This is a genomic window from Sporosarcina sp., from assembly GCF_029257255.1.
Lineage (GTDB): Bacteria > Bacillota > Bacilli > Bacillales_A > Planococcaceae > Sporosarcina.
Map to the genome: position 1 here is coordinate 16,431 of NZ_JARICI010000080.1, position 20,046 is coordinate 36,476.

At 41.6% G+C, this 20,046-nt stretch carries 22 protein-coding genes; 15 read left to right on the forward strand and 7 right to left on the reverse strand.

All coding sequences use genetic code 11. The features are described 5' to 3' along the window. Positions 1-376 precede the first annotated feature (376 nt). From Q1J64_RS14880 to Q1J64_RS14905, 6 genes are all read left to right on the forward strand, one after another. Positions 377-1,336: an aminopeptidase gene (locus Q1J64_RS14880; protein ID WP_301109954.1), complete on the forward strand. Its 960-nt coding sequence runs from the start codon at positions 377-379 to the stop codon at positions 1,334-1,336. An 18-nt stretch (positions 1,337-1,354) separates the two neighbouring features. Beyond that, the gene (locus Q1J64_RS14885; protein WP_301109889.1) at positions 1,355-2,332 is read left to right on the forward strand and encodes a Bug family tripartite tricarboxylate transporter substrate binding protein; all 978 of its coding nucleotides are present in this window, start codon (positions 1,355-1,357) and stop codon (positions 2,330-2,332) included. Positions 2,333-2,403: 71 nt separating this feature from the next. Next, complete coding sequence (locus Q1J64_RS14890) at positions 2,404-2,844, forward strand: tripartite tricarboxylate transporter TctB family protein (RefSeq protein WP_301109890.1); 441 nt, start codon at positions 2,404-2,406, stop codon at positions 2,842-2,844. Between the two features lie 29 nt (positions 2,845-2,873). Continuing rightward, positions 2,874-4,385, forward strand: coding sequence for a tripartite tricarboxylate transporter permease (locus Q1J64_RS14895; protein ID WP_301109891.1), 1,512 nt, complete (start codon positions 2,874-2,876; stop codon positions 4,383-4,385). Between the two features lie 49 nt (positions 4,386-4,434). Continuing rightward, positions 4,435-5,091: a GntR family transcriptional regulator gene (locus tag Q1J64_RS14900; RefSeq protein WP_301109892.1), complete on the forward strand. Its 657-nt coding sequence runs from the start codon at positions 4,435-4,437 to the stop codon at positions 5,089-5,091. 69 nt (positions 5,092-5,160) lie between these two features. Further along, positions 5,161-5,922: a purine nucleoside phosphorylase YfiH/LACC1 family protein gene (locus tag Q1J64_RS14905; protein ID WP_301109893.1), complete on the forward strand. Its 762-nt coding sequence runs from the start codon at positions 5,161-5,163 to the stop codon at positions 5,920-5,922. A 381-nt stretch (positions 5,923-6,303) separates the two neighbouring features. Here Q1J64_RS14905 and Q1J64_RS14910 read toward each other — a convergent pair whose 3' ends face one another. From Q1J64_RS14910 to Q1J64_RS14925, 4 genes are all read right to left on the reverse strand, one after another. Beyond that, complete coding sequence (locus Q1J64_RS14910) at positions 6,304-7,629, reverse strand: DUF4179 domain-containing protein (RefSeq protein WP_301109894.1); 1,326 nt, start codon at positions 7,627-7,629, stop codon at positions 6,304-6,306. Beyond that, positions 7,622-8,146 (reverse strand): sigma-70 family RNA polymerase sigma factor, encoded by a 525-nt coding sequence (locus Q1J64_RS14915; RefSeq protein ID WP_301109895.1) that lies wholly within the window; start codon positions 8,144-8,146, stop codon positions 7,622-7,624. Before Q1J64_RS14915 ends, Q1J64_RS14910 begins: the two co-directional genes overlap by 8 nt. Before the next feature lie 110 nt (positions 8,147-8,256). After that, positions 8,257-9,660, reverse strand: coding sequence for a VWA domain-containing protein (locus tag Q1J64_RS14920; protein ID WP_301109896.1), 1,404 nt, complete (start codon positions 9,658-9,660; stop codon positions 8,257-8,259). A 287-nt stretch (positions 9,661-9,947) separates the two neighbouring features. Further along, on the reverse strand, positions 9,948-10,277 hold the full coding sequence (locus Q1J64_RS14925) for a DUF378 domain-containing protein (RefSeq protein ID WP_301109897.1): 330 nt from the start codon (positions 10,275-10,277) through the stop codon (positions 9,948-9,950). Positions 10,278-10,441: 164 nt separating this feature from the next. Here Q1J64_RS14925 and Q1J64_RS14930 point away from each other — a divergent pair, with 164 nt between their 5' ends. Then, positions 10,442-11,356 (forward strand): patatin-like phospholipase family protein, encoded by a 915-nt coding sequence (locus Q1J64_RS14930; protein WP_301109898.1) that lies wholly within the window; start codon positions 10,442-10,444, stop codon positions 11,354-11,356. A 75-nt stretch (positions 11,357-11,431) separates the two neighbouring features. Beyond that, positions 11,432-11,584: a hypothetical protein gene (locus tag Q1J64_RS14935; protein ID WP_301109899.1), complete on the forward strand. Its 153-nt coding sequence runs from the start codon at positions 11,432-11,434 to the stop codon at positions 11,582-11,584. 11 nt (positions 11,585-11,595) lie between these two features. Here the strand turns inward: Q1J64_RS14935 and Q1J64_RS14940 are convergent, their stop codons facing one another. Further along, positions 11,596-11,826 carry a hypothetical protein gene (locus tag Q1J64_RS14940; RefSeq protein WP_301109900.1) on the reverse strand — a complete coding sequence of 77 codons (231 nt, stop codon included), beginning with the start codon at positions 11,824-11,826 and terminating at the stop codon, positions 11,596-11,598. A 110-nt stretch (positions 11,827-11,936) separates the two neighbouring features. Further along, positions 11,937-12,965 carry a spore photoproduct lyase gene (gene splB / locus Q1J64_RS14945; RefSeq protein WP_301109901.1) on the reverse strand — a complete coding sequence of 343 codons (1,029 nt, stop codon included), beginning with the start codon at positions 12,963-12,965 and terminating at the stop codon, positions 11,937-11,939. 187 nt (positions 12,966-13,152) lie between these two features. On the opposite strand from splB, the gene Q1J64_RS14950 reads away from it, so the two are divergent. After that, positions 13,153-14,481 (forward strand): TrkH family potassium uptake protein, encoded by a 1,329-nt coding sequence (locus Q1J64_RS14950; protein WP_301109902.1) that lies wholly within the window; start codon positions 13,153-13,155, stop codon positions 14,479-14,481. 55 nt (positions 14,482-14,536) lie between these two features. Here Q1J64_RS14950 and Q1J64_RS14955 read toward each other — a convergent pair whose 3' ends face one another. Continuing rightward, the gene (locus Q1J64_RS14955; protein WP_301109903.1) at positions 14,537-15,463 is read right to left on the reverse strand and encodes an S-Ena type endospore appendage; all 927 of its coding nucleotides are present in this window, start codon (positions 15,461-15,463) and stop codon (positions 14,537-14,539) included. Between the two features lie 199 nt (positions 15,464-15,662). Between Q1J64_RS14955 and Q1J64_RS14960 the strand changes: the two genes are divergently transcribed. The 6 genes from Q1J64_RS14960 to Q1J64_RS14985 all read left to right on the forward strand — a co-directional run bounded on the left by Q1J64_RS14960 (position 15,663) and on the right by Q1J64_RS14985 (position 20,033). After that, positions 15,663-16,094, forward strand: a complete 432-nt coding sequence (locus Q1J64_RS14960) for an S-Ena type endospore appendage (RefSeq protein ID WP_301109904.1) — start codon at positions 15,663-15,665, stop codon at positions 16,092-16,094. Between the two features lie 109 nt (positions 16,095-16,203). Beyond that, positions 16,204-16,575: a GntR family transcriptional regulator gene (locus Q1J64_RS14965; protein ID WP_301109905.1), complete on the forward strand. Its 372-nt coding sequence runs from the start codon at positions 16,204-16,206 to the stop codon at positions 16,573-16,575. A 5-nt stretch (positions 16,576-16,580) separates the two neighbouring features. Continuing rightward, the gene (locus Q1J64_RS14970; RefSeq protein ID WP_301109906.1) at positions 16,581-17,441 is read left to right on the forward strand and encodes an ABC transporter ATP-binding protein; all 861 of its coding nucleotides are present in this window, start codon (positions 16,581-16,583) and stop codon (positions 17,439-17,441) included. Next, positions 17,438-18,109, forward strand: a complete 672-nt coding sequence (locus Q1J64_RS14975; RefSeq protein ID WP_301109907.1) for an ABC-2 transporter permease — start codon at positions 17,438-17,440, stop codon at positions 18,107-18,109. The genes Q1J64_RS14970 and Q1J64_RS14975 overlap by 4 nt, the downstream gene beginning before the upstream one ends. Positions 18,110-18,193: 84 nt before the next feature. Beyond that, a complete protein-coding gene (locus Q1J64_RS14980; protein ID WP_301109908.1) occupies positions 18,194-19,117 on the forward strand; it encodes an ABC transporter ATP-binding protein in 924 nt (307 codons plus the stop codon). Then, on the forward strand, positions 19,095-20,033 hold the full coding sequence (locus tag Q1J64_RS14985; protein WP_301109909.1) for an ABC transporter permease: 939 nt from the start codon (positions 19,095-19,097) through the stop codon (positions 20,031-20,033). The genes Q1J64_RS14980 and Q1J64_RS14985 overlap by 23 nt, the downstream gene beginning before the upstream one ends. Positions 20,034-20,046 lie beyond the last annotated feature (13 nt).

Below are 20,046 nucleotides of genomic sequence, written 5' to 3' on the forward strand. Positions count from 1 at the left end.
TGACCTATCTGCATACCTAGATATCTTTGCAAGGTTGATTGTATTAGACTCTGATTTAAGGGCATGTCTTTCTAATCTAAAGATGTTTTTTATAAAAATCTCTACTTGCAACACGATAACTTTGACGAAAATGTTCTTAAAAGCAAATCACAAATAAATGAATGAGTATTAAAAATATAAGATGATGCAAAAATGAAACAGTAATTTAGACTAGTTAAAGCGAATTTATATTAAATTAGACTGTTCCTTATAATAAGGAACAGTTTTTTAATATTTATATATTCTATAGAATATAGTTGACTTTACAAGATTGATAATTGATAATAGTCTAAAGAAACAAATACTATAGAATATGGAGTTGTTTATTTTGAAAAGTATGTTAATGTCTAAAGGTGCAAAGCAAGTAGTCGAAGTGTGTGCAAATATTAAAGAAAATGAAAGCGTTGTCATAATTACGGAACCAAAAACAATGTCAATTGCAGAAAGTATTGCCGCAGCCGTTACCGCAGTTGGCGCAGAGCCAACGATTTCTATTATTATGCCGAGAACGTCAGACAGTAGCGAACCGCCGGCAACTGTTGCTGCTGCAATGAAAGAAAGCGACGTATTTATCAGTGCAGTATTTACATCAATCACTCATACGTATGCTGTAAAAAATGCGGTTGAAAATGGTTCTAGGGGAATCATGTTGACACAATTTGAAGATCATATGCTGATTGATAGCGGAGTTCTTGCAGACTTCCCGAAAGCAGCTCCGACTTGTGAAGCTGTAGGAAAAGCTTTAGAAAATGCAAAAGAAATTCATTTGACGACTACTCACGGTACTGACTTAAAGATGTCTGCAACAGGACGTAAGAGTAACTCGATGACTGGTATGGTAAAGAGCGGACAATTTGCACCTGTACCAACTATTGAAGCGAACGTATCCCCTCTTGAAGGATCCGCAAATGGAAAGATTGTTGCGAACGCAAGTATTCCTTACATTGGAATTGGTATCTTGAAAGAACAAGTCGTTTGTACAGTAGAAGACGGCATGATTACTAATATTGAAGGCGGTTTTGAAGCACATATACTGGCTGACAACCTAGCATCTAAAAATGATCCGAACGTCTATAACATTGCAGAAATTGGAGTAGGGTTGAACCCCCGCTGTAAATTTAACGGGCTGATGCTTGAAGATGAAGGAGTATTCGGATCGGTTCATATCGGAATTGGTTCAAGTATTACACTTGGCGGAACAGTTAAAGCGGCCTGTCACTATGATTTGATCATGACTGAAACAACACTCGTTGCGGATGGAGTAACTATTATAGAAAACGGCAACGTTCTCTTATAAATCCAGGGAGGTATGAATATGAAAAGGTTTTTGACTCTATCAATCGTATTTACAATTGCTATGATGACTGCAGCTTGCTCCAGCAACGCTGGCGAAAAAGAAAGCAGTACCGATAAATACCCTGCTAAAACACTGAATGCTGTAATACCTTTTGGTCCTGGCGGCGGTACAGACTTGTACCTGAGAAAGATCATGGAAATCATGCAAAAAGAAGATATTTATACAGACAGTATAAAGATTGAAAACCGTGAGGGCGGTAGTGGCGCAGTTGGTTGGGGGTTCTTGGAGACAAAAAAGGGTGATCCATACTTTGTAGGTCCTACAAGCGGCAGCTTCTTTACTACTCCTCTAGTTTCTGAAACTGCTTTCAGTTACGATTCTTTTACACCAATTGCATTAATGGGTGCCGACGACTTATTCTTTCTAGTTAAAGGTGAGTCTAAATATGGTTCACTGGAGGACTTTATTGAAGCAACAAAAAGTGGTAAGAAGATGAAAATTGGCGGGGTTGGACAAGTTAGTGATGAAATGATTGTTCCTAATCTTTTTGCTAAAGAAGCTGGTTTTGATTTTGACTACGTTCCTTTCCAAGGAGCCGGTGAACTTACTAGTGCATTATTATCCGACAGTTTAGATGCTATTGTTGGTAACCCCGCTCGTTCAATGGGACAAATTGAAGGCGGACTTATGAAACCGTTAGCTTTTTCAGGATTAGAGCGATTAAAGCAATTGGAAGACGTACCTACCTTTACTGAACTCGGATATGACGTTAATATTTCGCAACCACGCGGCGTAGTTCTTCCTGCTGATATCGATGATGAAGTAAAAGACTGGTGGATTGACGCTATGAAAAAGGTAGCAGAAACGGACGAGTGGAAAAAATACATTCTAGACAATGGGATGTCTGATTATATTCTATTCGGCGATGATTTCTCAGAGTTTCTTGAAGAGACTAACACAAAATTTAAAGATTCGTTAGAGTCAGCGAACCAATAATTATTATAGAAACTCTGTCTTTTTAAAACAGAAGACAGAGTTTTCTTATCAGGAAAGGGGTTCAACTTGAAATGAAAAACATATTTACGTTCTTTTTATTAGTTGTTTCCTGCTTATACTTATCCATAGCCTTTACATTAAAATTCTTTTCAAATGATATTCCTGGAAGCGGTTTCTTTCCTATCGTAATCGGCATAACGCTTATTATTTTAATCGCATTTGATTTAATTAAGAATTATAAAGGTAATCGTGAAGAAAAGATTTCCCTTTTACACATATCTATTTTCTTTAAGCTATTAATTGTTACAACTGTTTACATAGCTATATTCAATATTTTAGGTTCATTGTTATCCACTATACTGTTTATGTTCGTAGTTCTTCTGTTATTAAATGAGAATAAGTTGAAGCAAAACATAATACTAGGACTTACAATTCCGCTTTCAATCTTTATTCTATTTGAATTTATGTTAAAAACTGGATTGCCCCAAGGTATCTTTGAAAATATATTTTAAATTTATACTCTCTTGTTAGGAGCGATATCATGCAAGAAATAGTCACTAATCTTATACAAGGTTTTTCTGTAGTTTTAACACCAACAAATATGCTGCTCCTAATTGTTGGCGCTTTCATAGGTATGGTTGTAGGAATTATTCCTGGTTTTGGAGCTTCAGCTGGGATAGCCATTTTATTGCCTCTCACACTCACCTTAGATCCAACTTCGGCTATCATTATGCTGGCAGGTATTTACTATGGTTCTCAATACGGCGGCGCTACAACCTCAATATTAATTAATACACCAGGAGATTCCGCAGCTGTAGCAAGTACGTTTGACGGTTACCCCATGACGCTTCAGGGAAAAGCCGGAAAAGCATTAATTGTGCAGGCAATCGCATCCTTTGTCGGTGGTACTATTGGAGTTATATTAATTTTTACGTTAGCACCTACATTTGCTAAAGTAGCCCTTAAATTTGGACCACCTGAATATTTCATGTTGATGATTATGGGATTACTTACTCTAATATGGATGACTGATGACAGCAAATTGAAAGGTTTTATATCAGCATTAATTGGGTTAGCTGTTGCAACCGTTGGAGTGGATGTAATTACAGGAACTCCAAGATACACTTTTGGTTCGCCTGAGCTAATAAGCGGGGTCAGTTTTATCCCTGTTACAATTGGTTTGTTTGGAATCGGAGAGTTGTTATTCAGAGTGTATTCAGGATCTCATAAAGATGGAAAGTTAGAAAACTTAGACCTTTCATTAAAAAGCAAGGAAAATTGGCCTTCTTGGAAAGAATTGATGAAAGCAAAGTTCACCTTTTTAAGAGGTTCTATAATTGGCTTTGTAACAGGTGTGTTACCTGGTGCAGGTGCAACCATTGCTTCTTTCTTCTCTTATTCAATTGAAAAGAAAGTATCAAAAGAACCTGAAAAATTCGGAAAAGGGCATCTACCCGGTTTAATTGCACCGGAAACTGCGAATAATGGTGCTACATCAGGCGCTATGGTCCCATTAATGACTTTGGGTATTCCAGGTTCCGCATCAACTGCCATTCTATTAGGAGCGTTTTTAATGTATGGTTTACAGCCAGGTCCTTTACTAATGATTGAAAAACCGGACTTTGCTTGGGGTATCATCTCAAGTATGTATTTTGGTAATGCAATTTTACTTCTAATCAATATAGTTGCTATACCATTCTTTTTAATGATTGTAAAATTACCATATCGATTTCTCATACCTGTTATAATCTCTTTATGCTTAATTGGGACTTACAGCTTAAACCATAGTATAATTGAAATATGGATATTACTAATATTCGGCGTCATAGGATTTTTCATGAAATTATATGGCTATTCCCCTGCTGCCCTTGTTTTAGCTTTAGTGCTAGGCCCATTAGCTGAAAATACGTTAAGACAGTCTTTAATCATGTCTGAAACTGGACTCGGTATTTTTGTCACTAGACCGGTTTCTTTATTATTTTTAGTACTCATAGCACTTATTGTTTTCTATCCTGTTTTTAAGCGCATGTTCATGAAAACACAAAAGGTTTAACCAAGTTGTTTCATGTATCTACGACTAAAGCAAATGAAAGGAATATTATATGAGCATTGAAAATATTAAAACTGTTGGACGCCAACCCTTAAATGTCATGGTTTATGAGAACATTAAGGTAGCTATTGTCGAAGGAGACATAGCACCGGGAACACGTCTCACTGAAACTAAAGTGAGTGAGCAATTAGGCGTCAGCACTACTCCTGTACGTGAAGCTTTCAGGAGACTTGCTTCTGAAGGTCTGGTCAAGATCATACCTTGGAGAGGTGCGATCGTACAAGAGTTCTCTACAAAGCAGTTAGCTAATGTGTATACATGCAGAGAGTCTCTGGAAGCCTTGGCAGTCGAATTGGCTATTGATAACATGGATGAAGTTGGAATACGTGAACTCTATAATTTTGTAGAGCGCTCAGTAGAGACCACTTCTTCTTCTGAGTACTTTGAACTCAGTTCTGCGATACACAATACCATATTGAGATATGCTGATAATGAAACACTAAGCAATCTGCTTGTACAGTTGAACGATGTCATCTATCACAATAGAAATATATCTTCTTTTAACGATGAAAGAAGAAGCGAAATATATAAAGAACATATGGAGATTGTAAAAGCTATTGAAGAAAAGGACAAAGTACAGGCAAAACTTGCTATGCAGTCTCACGTCAGAAATGGTTTCAATTATATTCAAAATCACTTAGCTAAATAATTCAGTAAAAGACGACTTCTAACCAGTCGTCTTTTACTATTACCACGTATAAATGAGGTGCTGGCTAATATGAAAACCAATATTTATATCGAGAATGAAAAACTACTCGCAGGCATGACAATGAAAGACAGTGCTGAACTTGAAAGTAACAATATGGCACTCCACGCATGTGAATCTGCAGATCACGTACGCAGCAACCGCCAACAACTTGCTGCGTTCCTTGGCTGTTCACTTGCTGATTTCGTATTCGCCAATCAAACACACAGCGCGAACTTTCACCGCGTGACGAAAGAAGACCAGGGACGCGGTGTCAATGAACTGGAAACTGCCATTCCTGATACCGACGCACTGTACACATACGAATCAAATATTGTACTCTGCAGCTTGACGGCAGATTGTGTACCTGTAATTTTTTACAGTGATAATAGCACGCTGACCGGTGTCGTCCATTCCGGCTGGCAAGGGACCGTGAAGGAAATCACATTGAAATTGTTTCATCATTTACAGCACGCTGAGCAATGTGATCTGAGCCGCGTTCACGTTCAAATCGGTGCTGCACTAAGCCAGAAGAAGTTTGAAGTCGATGAAGACGTCTATACGAAATTCCACAACCTCGGCTACGCGGATGATTTTATCCACTACAATGAAACGACGAATAAATACCATATCGACAATCAGCTGACGGTGAAAAAGCAATGTGAACTAGCTGGAATCCCTGCTGAGAATATTTCAATCGACCGCACGTGTACGTTCCAGAGTGCTGACGGATTTTCTTATCGTGAGGATAAAAAAGCAGGCCGTCATTTGAGTTTTATTCAGAGAAAAGCATAAAAAACAGGACTGCCTCGGGAGAAATATCTCCGCGTGCAGTCCTGATTTTCATATTGGAGCAGGAACGCGCCAAACTCTTCCAGCATCGAACCAAAACGTTGTCATGGCGCACCAAACCGCTGACTGACCGCACATTTACAGAGCCTCACCACTCCAAACTCCATGATGAACGAACCAAACCAGCCGACTGCCGCACGTTTCCTCTCTTTTTCAGTGTCTTAGTTGATCTATGAGCGCGCAAAGCAATTCTATGATCAAATTCGTAAGCTGCATGATCACGCCAATGCTCCTTATGAGCACCGCCCGAAAGATTAGGAGCAGCTGCGCAGTTTTATGAGCGCTTATACCGGGTTAATGATCGCACGCGGATTTTCGACCACCTTACTTTAATTCCACTTTAACGTCACCTTCCAGATAGTTAGGATACGCAGAAAGCTCCAGCTTCAGCGGGTTTTGATACTCCGTCGGACTGAAGCTGTAATCCCAGTAATCGAATCCCTCTGTGGTATACATCCCTGTGGAAGGATTGTTCACTTCTTTTCCTGCTGCGTCTGTTATCGTGCTGAATAGGTCATGGTGAACAGCATCCTCTGCTTCGCTCGGCATCTTCAGTTTTACATGATATTTATCCCATTCTAGCAGCTTGATTTTCTGATCGCTCGGCTGATTGAACCACTCCCCTGTTTCAGTGTTAATTTCCGCTATTGCTTCCTCCTGCTTGACAGCCTGCACTTTATTCATGCGTAAATACAGCTTTTTCGGCTGGGAGAAATAATTACTTTGCAGGAAATACGTCTGACTCCTTCCGTCCACTTCACCAAATGCAGAAGTGCCGTTTCTGATGGAACTCCACACTTCACCTTTTTCATCTTCCAATCTCATATCTTCAAACCCAAGTATTTTCATTGGGTTGTCGGGATCAAGTACAATTTTCACTCCAACCCGCAGCGGTGAAATGGTGACTGTTTCCACCGTAAACTTTTGTGAATCAATCTCAACTTGTTGATTCAGTGTATACACATCGCTGGATTTTATTTTCTCCGGCAAGGTAAACGGCACAGAAAACTCTGCCCTCTCTCCACTCAACAGTGTTTCAACTTCCAAGTCGAATGAACGATTCTCCGACGTGTAAAGTTCGGCAAAATGAAAATCTATTCGATCTGTATACTTTCGGATATTTTCACTTTCCTCTTGCGGCGAGCCGTAAGAAACACTTCCTTCCGGCATACCTCCTTCCATCGATAAATTTACAGACTTAATCCTAATACGTTCCAGTGAACTCTCCGAATCAATCGTATAAAACACATTCATTCCCGACTCATCCATAATGACCCCGTCCACTGTCAGCGTCAGATCTCCAACTGTCTGAGAAGCCCCAATCTCTTGATAATAATCATTCTGAATGGCCGCATCCAGACCCTTATCCATCGCTATGAGCTCAACGAATTTCTCCATTCCAGGAATAGAAGCCACTGCATTTGCAAACGCGGGAGAAACTCGGATCGATGTGACAAAGGTCAGAAGCAGCAATGCAACAACCGCTATACTGCTGAAGACTCGCTTACGTCTTTTACGTACTTGCTGCGTTTCCCGCTTCGCTCTTTCCATTCCCTCACGAATTACCTGATCAGCTTCAGATAACGGAAGTGGATAACTGTCCAATTGATCTTTCAGCTGATTCAACTTTTCCTCTTCCTCCTCATACATGTCCGGTTCCTCCCTTCTCTTCAAAATACGACCGAAGCGTGCGCAATGTCTTATGCAGCCTCGATTTCACTGTGCCTTCCGGGATATTTTCCAGCCGTGCGATATCTTTGATTTTAACTTCTTGAAAATATTTCAAATAAATTAATTGCTGTTCTTCATTGGATAACTCGGCCAGTGCTTCGCGCATTTCAAGGCGTGAGACATCTTCTTTTCCTTCTGTCGATATAAAGGTGTCATCTGACGCAAATCGTTTATTATTTTTTAATTGATCCTGGCAATAGTTCATCATGATGCGGATTAGCCACGTTTTGACAAACGCTGGATTTTTCACTGTACGAATCTTTTTATAGGCACGATACGTCACTTCCTGCAGCGCTTCCAGAGCGTCGTGCTCATTTCGCAAGAACGCGAGAGCCGTCCTCAGAAGGTCTTCCTTATAAAGCTGCATCAATGCGAGAAAAGCTTCGTCATCTCCTGCAATCGCTTTTATATGGATCTCTCTGTCTGTCGTTTCCATTCGGTCCCACCCCCGCTTCTTATACATTAGACTGCACAGACCCGGAAAAGTTCATCTCTTGATAAAATAAAAAAACACTGATGATTTCTCACCAGCGTCTCTCACTCGTTTCACTCCAAAACTTCAGACCACTCTTCTTTCCACTCATTCACAGCAGCATCAATTTCTTCTTTTGCCCCATCGGCTTCTTCAACCTTTTGGTTTTTCAGTTCTTCAAAATGCGTATTTCGCATCTCTTGCTGTTGCTTTGCCATTTCAATTACTTCATCCGCCACTTCTGCACTTATGTACCCCTCATTGCGCAAGAAAGATGCGGCATCCGTTATTCGTTGGCTTTCACGTGTCGCAAGATTGGTCAGCCGACCGTATAATTCGATCAGCTCATCCATTTTCCAGACAGAGTCCTGCAGTTTCACACCTTGTTGTGTGAAAACTTGCATTCGGCTAGGCTGCCATTTGCGGATTAGTACCTCTTCAAATTCCGATTGGTTCCGAACCGTTGCATATTGACCGCCCCCTGCCTCCGCCACTTGCTTCAGCTGATTTTGGCCTTCATCATCGACGTCAAATCCGATAATATTGACCTTTGCTTCAATTTCGCTGTCATGCAGTTGCTTCGCTTCTTCCATGGGATCGCCATCGCAAGTTTCCACACCGTCGCTGACGATGTAGATGATATTGCGGTACTTTTCGCGATCATAATCAGACAGGTACTCACGTGCTTTCGCCATAGCGCCTGCTAAAGGCGTCCAGCCGCTAGCCTGAAATGAATTCAATGCTTCATGAAATGAATTTTCATCATAACTGCTTAACGGATACAAATTATCAATAGATGAACAAGATAACTGACGGTCTGCCTCTGTACCTTTCCCCTTATGTCCATAAGCGAATAATGCAATATTCACCGATTCATCCAATCCGCTTGTGAATTGATCTATCGCATCTTTTGCCAAGTCCATCATCGTTTCACCTTGGATTTCGGCTTTCATACTGCCGCTCGCATCCATTAAGACGACAATATTTGTCTCCTGAGCTTTCACGCGTTCAATTTCATCCTCGCCGTCCGGCAGTTCAGGCATGACATAGCCATGATCAAAATCTTTTAGCTGATCATAGTACGGCTTGTACTGGCCTGAACCTAACGTATACACCAGATAGTCATAAACAAGAGCGGCATCTGCTTTGGGATTTTTCTTGAAATAGCCCGGCAGATCATTCTCCACTACACCTTTAAACGTATCTTCATAAAATCGAAGGTAATGAACGAAGTTGACCGTCCGTGCCGCTTCAATATCGGGATCCATGAACTCTTCCACCAATGTACCTGGAGGCTGACCCATTAACTCTTCCAGCGTTTTTGCCGCAGGGGAAATATCACCGCCATCCTTTTTCTCGGTCACTTGTTCATCTTCAGCATTTGCAGCAGCAGAATCCTTCGCTGGTTGATTGGAACAGGCTGCTATCAATAAAAGACTACTTGCAATAAATAGGAACATGATCTTTCTTAGCGTCATACCAACCTCTCCCCTTCATAAATATCCTATCTCTATTTACGTTTTAGCAGACGAAGAAGTTTCTATGTAAAAATTCCTAACTTTTCCACAATACCCTTAATTATTTAGTAGAAAGGAACTTGTCCGAGCAACAGCATACAGTAATTCTGCTGATCACAATCCACCGAAGGCTTTATTTTAGTGAGTTTTTCACGTTATGTTCTCCCTGCTCATTTATATTGTTTCACAAGTAAGTAAAAAACCCCTCTACATAAAGTAAAGGGGCATGCTGTCACGCCATACGACTTTTAGTAATCCTTCTTTATTTCTTTTTTCTCGGCATCTTTACGTACTTCGGTAAAATCCGGTTCGTCTCCGAATTCCGTGCTGTAGTCCATCTTTGTTGATAGATCACGCTCTGCTCTAATTGCTTCTTCCGCCTCTTCATCCGGACGGAACAGCAGTGCAATCGTGGCTAATCCGCTAAGCCCTACTATCGCATAAATGATCTTTGCCAATAGAGTGTTTTGTCCACCGAAAATAGTGGCTACCAAGTCAAAGCTGAAAAATCCGATCAGTCCCCAGTTAAGAGCGCCTATAATGACCAAAGCCAATGCAACCCGCATAAACATACTCATTCCATACACCTCCTCAGCTTCACATAATCGAATCCATTGATTGAAGATTCTTTCCTATGATTCGCTAATCGAGCATTTTCATGCATGTTTCATGAGGATTCAGTTCTATTTGAGTGCTTGGGGCTCTACAGTATAAGAAGACTATAAATGAAAGCAGGGATGATGTGCGGATTGATGGCGTATTTTCAGGAGGCGGATTGAAAGGATTTGCATTAGTCGGTGCTGTTCAGGAACTCGAAAGTCAGGGTTATCAGTTTGAGCAGGTTGCAGGAACGAGTGCAGGCGCCATTGTGGCAAGTTTTTTGGCGGCAGGTTATACAGCCGATGAAATTGGGGAACTCTTAGCGGAAGAGGATTTCCAGGCGCTTCTGGACCCAAGAAAAACGTTACTTCCATTTCCTTTTATGAAATGGGTTTCACTTTATTGGCGCATGGGATTGTATCAGGGCAAAGCGCTGGAAGACTGGTTTTTCGATAAGCTGGCTCGCAAAGGCTGCTATGCATTTGGTGATTTGCCAAGCGGGTCGTTAAAGTTAGTAGCTTCCGATCTGACCAACGGGAAAATGATGGTGCTGCCCGACGATTTAGATCAGTACGGCTACGATCCCGATAAGTTTTCCATCGCGAAAGCACTTCGAATGAGCTGCGGCATCCCTTACTTTTTCGAACCAGTTCGTCTGGATGCTCCAAAGGGAACGATTGTCGTGGACGGCGGCGTGTTAAGCAACTTTCCCATGTGGCTATTCGACGACAATAAGTCAAAAAAGCGTCCGGTAATTGGATTAAAATTAAGTCGGCGCCAAGAGGATATGCCGGGACGCACCATTCATAACGCTCTTCAGTTATTTGAAGCGCTGTTCTCCACCATGAAAAATGCGCATGACGAAAAATACATTTCACGGGAACATGAACAAAATATCGTTTTCATTCCAGTCGATGATTACAGTGCCACACAATTTGACATGACCGAGGAACAAATGGAGGAACTACTCACTATCGGTCGAAACCGTACAAAACAATTTTTAAGAACCTGGTCCCCCAATCGTTTGCATTTAGTCAGTCATCGAAATGTCATCTAAATGAAATATTTTGACTGGGATTCAGTTTATAACGCTGTACACCGGGTAAAATGAGTAATAAGGAGGGTCGCGATTATGGAGAATCTACACGATAGTTTTATCCTCAGCCGAGAACTTCACCTACTGACAAACGAATACAATACTGCACCCGCCGATATCAAAAACTTCATCATGGAAGATATCAAACTGCTCAAAACAGCTATCTCCCTATTGCTGGGTGAGTTGTGATAAAACTAATTTCACTCATTCAACAGCTTTTCAAGTTGTCGATTCCGTTCTAGTCTTTCAATTTCCTCTGCCAAATCGTATTTTTTTAATAAATGAAACACCTCATTTAATGTCTCCTGACCCAATGGCTTACGTAAAAACATCCCACATCTTTCAACAAGATTATCCGGTAAATATTCCTGCTGTTCCTGCAGCTTTTTCAACGTGTCTTCATGCGAATGATCAATTGTACATCTGCTCATGTAACTTTCCCCCTTTTGCCAAACAGTCTATCACATTTTTCAATTATATGGAATTAGGGGCTTGCTGCTTGGTTTTCCAGAGCCGCGAGCCTGTTTTTGTGTTGAGGCTCTTAAGTAAAATACTCAAGCTTTGCATTCGGAAAGAATTCTTCAATATAGTGGTACAGCCTATCCTTAATCTGATCTTCTTCATCTTTCGGATAGATATATTTGCCGATTCCATACTTGCCCCACTTATATCGGCGCTTTTCTTCATCCAGTTCCAGTTTCGTCTTGGGATAATTTTTTTCAATGACTTTCTTAGCGGGCTTCGTAAAACGATGCTGAATTAATTCGAAGGTAATGTCGTCACGAGCGTCTTGCGGCAGTTCTGCATCCAGACGTTCGAATAAATGGCGGTAACCCTCTTCCCACCCATCATGCAAGTAAATAGGCGCTACGATAAAGCCGAGCGGATAGCCAGCCCGTGCCACTTTTCCTGCTGCTTCTATCCGTTTATCCAGCGGAGAGGTGCCGGGTTCAAAGTTCTTGATTACGTAATCGGCATTGACGCTGAACCGGAATCGGGTGTTGCCGTTATGCTTGGCATCCAGCAGATGATCGACAAAATGAAATTTCGTCACGAAGCGCAGACGTCCGAGTTCAGTCTGACCGATGTGCTCAATCGCTCGTTTCAATGAATGAGTCAGGTGATCAATGCCCACAATATCTGATGTACACGCTGCTTCAAAACGAGTGATTTCCGGTGCACGTTCTTCTATATACTTGTCGGCAGCTTCTAAAATTTCTTCCACATTCACATACGTCCGAATATACGGCTTGGACCCCATTGTCGTCTGCAAATAGCAGTAATGGCAATGACCCATACATCCGGTCGCAAGTGGAATGGCATATTCAGCGGACGGTTTTGACGTATCGAATTTCAATGTTTTTCGGATACCTACAACCAATGTGGACTTCGCAATGCGATATTTTTGGGCATCTGTCTCACCCGGCAAATTACGCACTTGATTATGTGAAGTTGTATAGCGAATTTCAATGTCCATGGCTTCAAATTTACGTTTTAGTTCTTGTCCAAGCGGATATTCCAATGCATTCGGTTCAAAGTAGACTAACTGTGGAACGAAAGGTTTGTTCATCTCGAATAACTCCCCTGCATGATTTGGATTTTAGATAGTGTGGATCATTGCAGCTTAATTATGAGAAGTCAGATTCTGCTTTGTAAAAAAATGGACAATACTCCTATTGATTTATTGAAATTTTGATCAATAATCAATACATACTGCAGTTTGTTTTTCATTCAGAAAAGTAGGAGTTGAACAGACGATGAAAACTGTTCGGAAACGACGTAAAACTATTTCTCCGCCTGCTTTAATTGCTGTATCGTTTGTATTGACCATTTTAACCGGTACATTGCTTCTGAAACTGCCAATGGCAACCTACACACCAATTAGCTGGGTAGATGCATTTTTTACCGCCACTTCGGCCACAACCGTTACGGGCCTGGGTGTATTTGATATCCATACCACACTGACGTTATTCGGTGAAATCGTTTTGCTGCTGATGATTCAAATCGGGGGCGTTGGTTTAATGGCGTTCGCTGTCGCCACACTAATGATTCTCGGCAGAAAAGTCGGCATGAAAAACCGGATATTCATACAGGAAACATTTAGCTATCAATCCATTGGAGGCACACTCAAATTCCTGCGTGAAATTTTATTGTTCGTTTTCATCACGGAAGGTATTGCGTTTATTGCGCTGTCATTCTTCTGGGTTCCTGAATTCGGATGGAAGCACGGCCTGTATTACAGTGTATTCCATGTCGTGTCTGCATTTAATAATGCCGGTTTTTCAATATTTCCTGATAACTTGGCGTCTTTCGCAGGAAATCCCGCTGTGACCATCATCTTATCGGGCTTATTTATTATTGGCGGCATCGGTTTTGTAGTCGTCATGGATGTGCTGCATAAACGCTCCATACGCCAATGGGCACTGCACACAAAAATGATGATTTACGGTACATTAATCGTCAATGCCATCGCTGCCCTGTTTCTGCTCATACTTGAATTTCACAATGAAAAAACGATTGCCGACATGAGTTTTTTGGGTAAAGTAGGGACTTCCTATTTTCAGGCTGTCACACCAAGAACCGCTGGATTCAATATGGTGGCTGTCGGTGATATGGAAGAGTCCTCGCTCTTACTCACTCTTGTCCTTATGTTTATTGGAGGAGGAAGTGCTTCCACAGCATCCGGAATTAAACTGACGACATTTATCGTTATTGTTTTGGCGACGCTGACGTATTTCAGAGGGATCAAAGAGCCGCATATTTTTAAGCGCACCATTAAAGCAGAGATTATCGTGCGTTCCATGGCAATTGCCGCAGTCAGTTCTGGCGTGATTTTCACTGCCTTATTTTTATTGACCATCACAGAAAAAATGCCGTTCCTGGCTCTTCTTTTTGAAACGGTTTCCGCATTTGGCACTGTCGGATTATCGGTCGGCATTACAGGCGATTTAAGTTCTGCAGGAAAAGTCATTATTTGCATCGTCATGTTTTTGGGACGCATCGGCCCGTTGACACTGTTTTTCCTACTGATTAGAACAAAAAAAGAATCGTATCATTATTCATACGATCAAGTACAAACAGGTTGATGGATACACGGACTGCATATATCATCTATGCAGTCCTTTTTCTGTATGACTATAGCTAGGCAATCGTATGGAAAGTAATCGTAATATCTACCGGACAGCCGCAAATCGTTTCCAAGCAGTCTAAACTCGAAACCGTGATGGAACGTGCATTATTCGACGGAATGAAGAAGGACTCCCCATCCATTTTAACCACTGCTTTTATGTCGTTTTTATTCGTAATAGTGACCGTCGCATAGAGCAACTGGTCTGTGAAATTATGAAATACTTTTCCCGAAGCATTACATAGATGAACCGTTTCCGTGATCAGCACCATTTCTCTGAAGTATTTTGGCCTCTTAGGAAAGCAGTCCTGTATTCGATTTGTATATAGTTGATGAAGAGAGATTGTATAACGTCCGGTCACACGGGCTGACGGTGTAGTGATCTCCACCAGTACTATATCTTTTATTGCTATACTGACGGTTTCGCCCCTGGCTACTGTCAGAAATACATCTTCTTGCGACCGGCTCGAAATCCGGAGCTGTATCTTTTCCTTCGTTCCCTTCCAATAGGAGAAAACAAAAAATGCTATGGATGATGTACATGAATAATTCCTATAAATAACAGGCTGCTCAGAAGACCATTCCCTACATATATTCCCGCAGGCAGCGTTTCTTACTGTGTCCTTCAATTCCACCCAGTCCAGCACGGGACGGGCCAATTTCTGCACTGCACATACACAATCGAGTGTAATCATCAGTGTTTTATTCGTACGAATCAATAACAGACGTTTTCGAAAGATAGGACGGATTAATTGCAGGACTACACAGCCTGTTTCGTAATTAATATGTTGAACTGAAAAATAACACGTCGTAAAACAATTGCCATTCGACATTTTACCCGCGGCACGCAGCACTCCGTTCTGCATCGTCACATGGACCAGCGTATTTTTGGAGAACAATTCTCCGCACTTGCCCTGATGCCCCCTTCTGCTCTGTATCATCTGATCATCCTTTAAATAGACTTAGTACTTTATTGTATGAAACAAAACCGATACGCCTTGTACTATTCACCCGTAAAAAGTTTTATTGATAACCTACGAGACGAGCAACCAAGTACTTCTTTCGCTGCTGCATTAGATATAACAGAAGGACAGAGCAACACAGAAAGTCCTTCAGATCAAAGCGAGGGAGGTGAAATATATGTGTGGAGGAGGATGTTGTCCAGATCCGGTTTTTGCTCCGGATCCTCAGTCGTTCTTAGCTTCTACTTCTGCTTGTGGTAATTGGTGCTATCCTTGCGGTTCAACTTTTAGAACACTTTGGGAAAAAGAAAATAGTTTTACAGGCAAAGTTTCTGGTACTGTAACGATTAATTACCAAGGAGGCTGTGACAATTTACTTGGCGTGGTTGTATACGATAGCCAGAATAAACCTTACGACAATGTTTCAGGAGCAAGTTTTGTTGTTCCTAAGGCAGTTGGAAAATGTTTGACAGATACGACAGGTAATACTGTCAGTCGAGCATTCCCAGATATCAGTAGAGTGGAAATTGTTTGTAATTCCCTTTCGGAAACTTCAACAAATTGCTTCGGAAAGTATTGCTTAGATTTACACTATACGGTCACAGTTTAATATCAACATGCCCTTCAGAGAAAATCTCTGAAGGGTTTTTTAGTATTGACTCAACTGTTACTACCGTATATACTGCACATATACAGTTAACAAAGAAAAGGGTGATGTATTGAATATTGTCATCTCCAATTCGGTGAATCAGCCGATTTATTTGCAGATTAAGAATCAGTTGAAGGAGCAGATTTTGCTGGGTGCACTGCAGGAAAAAGAAGCTTTGCCATCGATCCGCAAGCTTGCGAAAGACCTTCAGATTAGTGTGATCACAACGAAAAAGGCTTATGAAGAATTGGAACGCGACGGACTTATTGAAACGTTTCCAGGCAAAGGTTCATTTGTCGCTGCACAGAACCGTGAGCTTTTGAAAGAAGAGCAATTGAAGAAAATTGAGCAGCAGCTGGTGAATGTGATTGAAGACGGCCGCGCATTTGACGTGGGTCTTGAAGAATTGATTCATATGCTGACACTACTGTACGAGGAGTGAAAAGAATGGAAAATATAGTGGAAGTACGAAACCTGACGAAGCAATTCAATGGTTTTGCACTGGATAATCTTAGCTTCGATATAAAAAAAGGATTCATTACCGGATTCATCGGGGCAAACGGTGCGGGAAAAACGACAACCATCCGCTGTCTAATGGATTTAATTCGAGCTGGACAAGGAGAAATACGTGTGTTTGGCGAGTCACACGAGAACCATACCGCAGAAATTAAGGAGCGCATCGGTTTTGTCTATGACGCAGATTTTTACTACGAAGATCTTACTATCGAGAAAAATAAACGAATTCTCGCACCTTTCTACTCCAAGTGGGATGATGAACTGTTCTATCACTATCTGCGGAAATTCCAGCTGAATAAAGCAAAACGCGTCAAGCATCTGTCCAAAGGAATGCGAATGAAATTTGCACTTGCTATGGCTCTGTCTCACCATCCTGACTTTATCATCATGGATGAGCCGACAGCAGGCCTTGATCCGATTGTCCGCCGCGAACTGCTCGATATGATGCAGGACCTTATACAAGATGAAGAAAAAGCCATTTTCTTCTCGACTCACATTACAACCGATTTAGAGAAAATAGCAGACTTCATTATTTTCATTCACGATGGACGCATTATCTTTCAGGGAGAAAAAGAGGAATTTACCGAACGTTATGTGTTGGTAAAAGGGAATGCAGATCAACGCAGTCTAGTAGAAGGATTGTCTGTGATTGGCCTCCGTGTAACTGATGTCGGGTTCGAATGTTTAGCGGATACTTCACAAACCCCTTTAGATCGACTGCAACCATTGCTAATTGAAAAACCGACACTCGAAGATATTATGTATTACACAGGAAGGGGCGGATCTCAATGAATGCTCTAATACGAAAAGACCTATATACGCAAAAAGCGAGCACCTACTTCCTTACAGCTTTATGGTTTATCATATTTACAAACTTTTTCACAGATGGGCAGCCTGTACGTCATATTCTCCTGCTGATCTTCGTCGCTTATTTTATAGCCATTTCCACCAGTAACAAAGATTTTGAGAAAGAATCTGTCTTGGTAAACAGTCTTCCTGTCACGAGAAAACAATTCGTACTGGCAAAGTACGCAGCAGGTTTTATGTGGTTTGGATTGTCTGCAGTTGGAATACTGGTGTATATCTTCTTGTTTGAGACGTTCGCTCCGTTTCCTACACGAATGATGACGATGCCTGAACTGCTCATCGCTCTCGGAAGTTTTTACGTAATTCTTTCCCTGTTTTATCCAATTCAATTTAAAATGGGTTATCTATTAGCAACCTCTTTAACGATCATACTACCTTTGTTTAGCATGATGTCGTTTAGAATCATACTGAACATCATGGAAAATCCAAGAATGGTAGCGGAACAACAATTTTTCCTGCAAACTGCGGAGCTTGTCACCACAAATCAATGGACAATCGCACTCTCAGTCCTTCTGATAAGCGCCATACTGACATGGCTGTCTATCCTGCTATCGATTCGAATTGTCCGCAAAACTGATTTTGACCACGCCTAATATTCCAAATCAGAAAACTTTTGCAAATAAAAATCGTTAGTTATTACAGGTTAGAATTTACTAACGTAAGAAGAAGGAGGATGTATGGTCATAAAACCAATAGTCGAGTTACAAAATCTGACGAAAATCATTGGAAACAAAAAAATTATTGACGATGTCAGTTTATCGTTATATCCCGGGCAAATTACCGGATTCCTAGGGCCGAATGGAGCCGGTAAAACGACGACGATCCGTATGATGGTCGGCCTGATGAAACGAACGAGCGGTGAAATCTTGATTGACGGCAAGCCGCTATCAGAGGACTTTGAAGAAGGTTTGTCAAAAGTCGGCGTTATAGTAGAAAATCCTGAGATGTACAAATTTATGTCCGGTTATAAAAACCTGCTGCATTTCGCACGCATGCAAAAAAATATCAGTAAAGAACGAATCGATGAAGTCGTCCGGCAAGTAGGATTGGAACAGCGGATTAACGAGAAGGTTTCTACTTACTCTCTCGGCATGCGGCAGCGTCTCGGTCTGGCTCAAGCTTTATTGCACCGGCCGAAGTTCCTGATCTTAGACGAACCGACAAACGGACTCGACCCCGCCGGCATCCGCGAATTCCGTCAACACTTGCGCGTCATTGCGGAAACCGAGGGGGTGTCTGTCTTCGTTTCAAGCCATATGCTTTCGGAAATTGAATTAATGTGTGATCGGATAGCAGTGATTCAAAACGGCCGACTCGTCGATATTCGCGACATGTCAGAAACAGCGCAGTCCCATTATTACCTGGAACTGTCCCCTGCTGCAAAAGCACAGGAACTGCTGGTTTCTAAAGGCTTCACAGTGGAACCACTACCTATTGGCTTGGTACTCCAGGCTGAAAAAAATCAGGTTCCATCAATCGTACAGCTGCTGACAGCCAATGAAATCGAAGTCTTCGCTGTGCAGCCGCACCGCAAAACATTAGAGGATCAATTCCTGGAAATGACGGGGGGCGGACAGATTGCTGAATCTCATACAAAATGAATGGATGAAACTGTGGGCTAAAAAAGGTACATGGATTATGACGATTCTGCTGATTGCTGCAGTCATCGGTCTGATGGGATTGACTAAATGGATTAACAGTCAAGATACTACCGAGCATACTGACTGGAAAGCTAATGCACAAGAGCAATTACGGTATACAAAAGAAGCGATTGAACTCGATCTGCCGGAGATGGAACAGGAGCAGAATGAAGAAACCGTTAAGATTTTGGAATACCGTTTAGCAAATAACATTCCGCCGCTTGCTGAAGATGGCCGGGAATCACTGATCATTAATCCTGTAGGTGTTGGAAGTCTCGTTGTACTGATTACGGTTATTGTAGCAGCCGGCATCGTAGCGTCTGAATTCTCACAAGGAACAATCAAAATGCTTCTGACACGCCCTGTTAGTAGATGGAAAATCATGACGTCAAAATACGCGACTGTTCTTTTATTTGGTATATTGCTGATGTTCATCGGCTTCGCGGTAACGATCATCAGTGCATATATACTATTCCCTTCAGGCATAGGTCAGGAACTGAAGTGGGATGGTAATGCGGTTGTCCCCGTTTCAGTCTGGGGCCACGGTCTGTATATGCTGATTCTGGCTTTCGCCAACGTGATCATTACGGCTACTTTTGCATTCATGATCGGCAGTGTCTTCCGGTCAAACGGAATGGCCATCGGTCTGTCGTTATTCATTTTCTTTACGGGCAACACGATTGTTTTATTACTTTCACAATACGAAATCGCAAAATATCTCGTCTTCACTCATATGAATCTGACGATGTACGAAACCGGTTCCGTGTTTGTAGATGGTATCACCATGCCGTTCTCGCTAGCAGTTTTGGCTGTGTACCTTGTAGTTTTCTTGATGATCAGCTACACCGTGTTTACGAAGCGGGATATTACTGCATAAAAACTTTCAATAA

Bases quoted from the DNA above. Each gene is read 5' to 3' on its own strand.
- splB (WP_301109901.1), bottom strand. From the start codon at position 12,965: ATGAACAAACCTTTCGTTCCACAGTTAGTCTACTTTGAACCGAATGCA.
- Q1J64_RS14955 (WP_301109903.1), bottom strand. From the start codon at position 15,463: ATGATACAGAGCAGAAGGGGGCATCAGGGCAAGTGCGGAGAATTGTTC.
- Q1J64_RS14915 (WP_301109895.1), bottom strand. From the start codon at position 8,146: ATGGAAACGACAGACAGAGAGATCCATATAAAAGCGATTGCAGGAGAT.
- Q1J64_RS14900 (WP_301109892.1), top strand. From the start codon at position 4,435: ATGAGCATTGAAAATATTAAAACTGTTGGACGCCAACCCTTAAATGTC.
- Q1J64_RS14920 (WP_301109896.1), bottom strand. From the start codon at position 9,660: ATGACGCTAAGAAAGATCATGTTCCTATTTATTGCAAGTAGTCTTTTA.
- Q1J64_RS14960 (WP_301109904.1), top strand. From the start codon at position 15,663: ATGTGTGGAGGAGGATGTTGTCCAGATCCGGTTTTTGCTCCGGATCCT.
- Q1J64_RS14890 (WP_301109890.1), top strand. From the start codon at position 2,404: ATGAAAAACATATTTACGTTCTTTTTATTAGTTGTTTCCTGCTTATAC.
- Q1J64_RS14940 (WP_301109900.1), bottom strand. From the start codon at position 11,826: ATGAGCAGATGTACAATTGATCATTCGCATGAAGACACGTTGAAAAAG.
- Q1J64_RS14885 (WP_301109889.1), top strand. From the start codon at position 1,355: ATGAAAAGGTTTTTGACTCTATCAATCGTATTTACAATTGCTATGATG.
- Q1J64_RS14935 (WP_301109899.1), top strand. From the start codon at position 11,432: ATGGAGAATCTACACGATAGTTTTATCCTCAGCCGAGAACTTCACCTA.
- Q1J64_RS14895 (WP_301109891.1), top strand. From the start codon at position 2,874: ATGCAAGAAATAGTCACTAATCTTATACAAGGTTTTTCTGTAGTTTTA.
- Q1J64_RS14975 (WP_301109907.1), top strand. From the start codon at position 17,438: ATGAATGCTCTAATACGAAAAGACCTATATACGCAAAAAGCGAGCACC.
- Q1J64_RS14970 (WP_301109906.1), top strand. From the start codon at position 16,581: ATGGAAAATATAGTGGAAGTACGAAACCTGACGAAGCAATTCAATGGT.
- Q1J64_RS14910 (WP_301109894.1), bottom strand. From the start codon at position 7,629: ATGTATGAGGAGGAAGAGGAAAAGTTGAATCAGCTGAAAGATCAATTG.
- Q1J64_RS14980 (WP_301109908.1), top strand. From the start codon at position 18,194: ATGGTCATAAAACCAATAGTCGAGTTACAAAATCTGACGAAAATCATT.
- Q1J64_RS14950 (WP_301109902.1), top strand. From the start codon at position 13,153: ATGAAAACTGTTCGGAAACGACGTAAAACTATTTCTCCGCCTGCTTTA.
- Q1J64_RS14880 (WP_301109954.1), top strand. From the start codon at position 377: ATGTTAATGTCTAAAGGTGCAAAGCAAGTAGTCGAAGTGTGTGCAAAT.
- Q1J64_RS14925 (WP_301109897.1), bottom strand. From the start codon at position 10,277: ATGAGTATGTTTATGCGGGTTGCATTGGCTTTGGTCATTATAGGCGCT.
- Q1J64_RS14905 (WP_301109893.1), top strand. From the start codon at position 5,161: ATGAAAACCAATATTTATATCGAGAATGAAAAACTACTCGCAGGCATG.